Origin of the sequence: Bradyrhizobium sp. (assembly GCF_049581145.1) — a bacterium.
In the GTDB taxonomy this organism is placed as follows: domain Bacteria; phylum Pseudomonadota; class Alphaproteobacteria; order Rhizobiales; family Xanthobacteraceae; genus Bradyrhizobium.
Window position 1 is genome coordinate 1 of the sequence record NZ_JBAURI010000351.1, and the last position, 3,315, is coordinate 3,315.

Below are 3,315 nucleotides of genomic sequence, written 5' to 3' on the forward strand. Positions count from 1 at the left end.
GGCCGAGAGCACAGGCGCCGAGATCGACGTGGTGGCGCTCGCCGCGGTGCGCGCCACCAGGGAAGCTGTCGTGGCGCGAGGCCGCGACAGATTGCCCTCGATCCTGGGAACACCGGCCCCCGGCGAGACCGCCAATGGCGAGACCTTTGACGGCCGCGTCGAAGTCGCGACCTTTCCCGGCGACCTGCCCACCGATCCCGAGGCGCTGTTCGCCGGCGAAGGCGCGTTCCGCGGCCTGTCCTCGATGGCGGGCGAGAACAGCGACTTCCGCTTCCTGCGCTTTCGTCCGCCGCTGCTCGAGCACAACGGCGCCGGCGAACCCGCGCTGCCGCATATCCGCCTCGACCGCGCCCTGCAGTTTCTGATCGGAGACCGATTGCAATGAGCGAGCGATCAAAGCAGCGACGTCCCGCCACCTTCCGCCTCGGCGATCCCGGTGTCGTGGTGGTCGACGCCGACGAGGCCGCCCGACCGGCGCGCGGCACCGTGCAGGTGATGCCGGTAGCCGAGCCGGCGCAGCTGCCGCTCCCGCTCGACGTCGCGATGGCGGAGCGGCGCGGTTTTCGCTGGGGCACAGCGTTCTGGACCTCGACCGCCGGACTGGTGCTGCTCGGAATCGGGCTCGGCGTCACGCAACTGATCGAGGATCTGTTCGCGCGCAGCGAGGGCCTGGGCTACGTCGGCGTTGGCTTCACCGGGATCGCCGCGCTGGCGCTATCCGTAATCAGCGCGCGCGAGATCCTCGCGCTGGCGCGGCTTGCGACCATCGAAAAACTGCATCAGCGCGCCGCCGGCGTGCTGCTCAGCGACGACCGTGCCGAGAGCCGCAGCATCGTGCGCGAGCTGGTCGGGATCGCGCACCAGAATCCGCAACTGGCGCGCGCCCGCGCCGCGCTGCAGGGCCATGCCGACGACATCATCGACGGCGCCGACATGATCAGGCTGGCGGAACGCGAATTGATGAGCCCGCTCGATCAGGAGGCGCGCCGGCTGGTCTCATCCGCCGCGCAGCGCGTCTCGATCGTCACCGCCGTCAGCCCGCGCGCGATGGTCGACGTGCTGTTCGTGCTGGTGGCCTCGCTGCGGCTGATCCGACAATTGGCCCGGCTCTATGGCGGCCGGCCCGGCACGCTCGGCATGATCTCCCTGCTGCGCCACGTCATCGCCCATCTCGCCATCACCGGCGGAATGGCCGCAAGCGACAGCGTCATCCAGCAGATGCTCGGCCATGGGCTGGCGGCCAAACTGTCGCAGCGGCTCGGCGAAGGCATGCTCAACGGCCTGCTCACCGCCCGCCTCGGCCTCGCCGCGATCGAGGTGACGCGCCCGCTGCCGTTCACGGCGCTGCCGCGCCCGGTGCTCACCGACCTCGCCAGGGACTTGCTGCGCAAGCGCGAGGAGGAGGATTAGCAGGAAACCGTCTGTCCAAGTTCGGCAAAGCCCCCTCCCGTCATTGCGAGCACAGCGAAGCAATCGATTTCGTCATGGAAAGAGTGAAAGTTGGATTGCTTCATCGCAAGCGCTCCTCGCAATGACGGTGAATGTTCCGATGACGGAGGACTCCCCACGGTTCAATGCGACCTCGCCTGATCAGGCTTCAGCCAGTGCGCCTTCGCAATTCGCCCGCCAGCACGCGCCAGTGGAACAGCGGCGAGTCCGGCGGCGGCGACAATTCGGGGGTCCAGCCGGTCAGCTTTTCCAGCGCGTAAGTGTCCATCACGACGCCGCGCCAGACGCGATCGACGCGTTCGAGCGGCTCGCGCACCGCGGTGGTCTCGGCCCAGACCGGATTGGTGTTGTCAGGCACGCGTGCCACGTAGAGCCCGGCATGACCCGCGATCTGCCCGATGCCGGGATCGGCGAAGCCGAGAAACCGGCCGCGTTCGTTGATCTCGATCACGGGCACGCGGCCGTTGAAGTACCAGCGCATCATCGCATAGGTGCGATAGTCGGTGGTGGCGATCCAGCTCGCGCCGGTCTTCTGCAGCTCATCTTCCGCCCGCGCCGCGACCGCTTCATAGCCGGCCTCGGCGCCGATCGGATCGGAGGTGCGCAGGAAATTCCAGGGCGCCGCGACATAATAGAGAAAGATCAGGATGACCAAAGCCATGCCCTGCGCGATGGCCGCGACCGTCCAGGCGGCAGCGGATCTGACCTTGCGTTCGGGCGCCCCTTCCCGCTTCATGACCGCGAGATTGATCGCGGCGGCGGCAAAGCCGATCGGCCAGAAGAACATCGGCCAGGTGTCGCCGACCCGCAAGGTCAACGAGCGCCACAGGAAATACAGGAACGGGACCAGCACGGCGGTCGACAGCAGGATCGCGACCGGCTCGCGCCTGCGATAGCCGCGCCATGCGGTCAGCGCCACGCCCGACAGCACCACCGGCAGCAGGATTGCTCCAACCTGTCCAAGCTGCAGACCGAGATAGTCGCCGACCGTGCGCAGCGACAGCGCATGCGTCGCGGTGGCGCGCACCGACTGGAATTTGAACGCTGCCCAGTCGTGCTCGGCGTTCCAGATCAGCACCGGCGAGAACACCACGATCGCGATTCCCGCTGCGAGCCACGGATAGGGCGATCTCAGCCAGCGCCAGCGCCAGTCCGGCACCAGCATGAACGCCGCGACCGCCGGCAGCAGCATCAGCGCGGTGAATTTCGACAGCAGCGCCAGCCCGGCGAACGCGCCGGCGGCCAGCCACCAGCGTGGATCGCTGCTCTCGGCGAGCCGCACCAGCGCCCAGATCATCGCGACCGCGAACGGGATCAGCGCGACATCGGGCGCGACCTTCGCCATCAGCAACCCGTAATACAGCGCGGCCTCCGGCATCAGCACCGCGAGCAAGACCGCGCGGATGTCATGGGTCACGCGCCGCACGATATCGGCGAGCAGCAATTGCGTGGCCAGCATGGCCAGAATACCGGCGCAGCGGACGCCGAAATTCGTGTCGCCGAAGATCGCGGTCCCGAACCGGATGAACCACGCGATCATCGGCGGGTGATCGAGGAACGACAGCACGTGCTCCTTCGACCAGGTCCAGTAATAGGCCTCATCGGTGCGCAGGTCGATCAGGCTGGCCCAGATGATCCGGATCGCCGTCATCACGGCGATCAGGACGACGGCGATGATGAGGTGCCGAAACGCGGGATCGTCCGGCTTGGTCCGGCGGAAGTCGGGCGGGGCTGTTTTCACGGCGCTTTCTCACCGACTCTGTCTGGGGTGTCAACGTGCCGTGACCGGCGGATCGTGAAGGAAATTTTCAGGCGACTCGCGGTAAGCTGGGAGACGAGAACAGCCGTTCCGTCGAGGAATTGAAC

3 protein-coding genes are annotated in these 3,315 nt (G+C 67.4%); 2 read left to right on the forward strand and 1 reads right to left on the reverse strand.

Translation table 11 applies throughout. The annotated features are described in order from the left end of the window. Positions 1–385 (forward strand): YcjX family protein (locus tag WCB02_RS11430; protein ID WP_423958267.1); only part of this gene is annotated, 385 nt, incomplete at its 5' end. Next, positions 382–1,410 carry a YcjF family protein gene (locus WCB02_RS11435; RefSeq protein ID WP_423958269.1) on the forward strand — a complete coding sequence of 343 codons (1,029 nt, stop codon included), beginning with the start codon at positions 382–384 and terminating at the stop codon, positions 1,408–1,410. The genes WCB02_RS11430 and WCB02_RS11435, both read left to right, overlap by 4 nt. Before the next feature lie 187 nt (positions 1,411–1,597). Here the strand turns inward: WCB02_RS11435 and WCB02_RS11440 are convergent, their stop codons facing one another. Then, positions 1,598–3,100, reverse strand: a complete 1,503-nt coding sequence (locus WCB02_RS11440; RefSeq protein ID WP_423958270.1) for a glycosyltransferase family 39 protein — start codon at positions 3,098–3,100, stop codon at positions 1,598–1,600. Between the last annotated feature and the right edge of the window lie 215 nt (positions 3,101–3,315).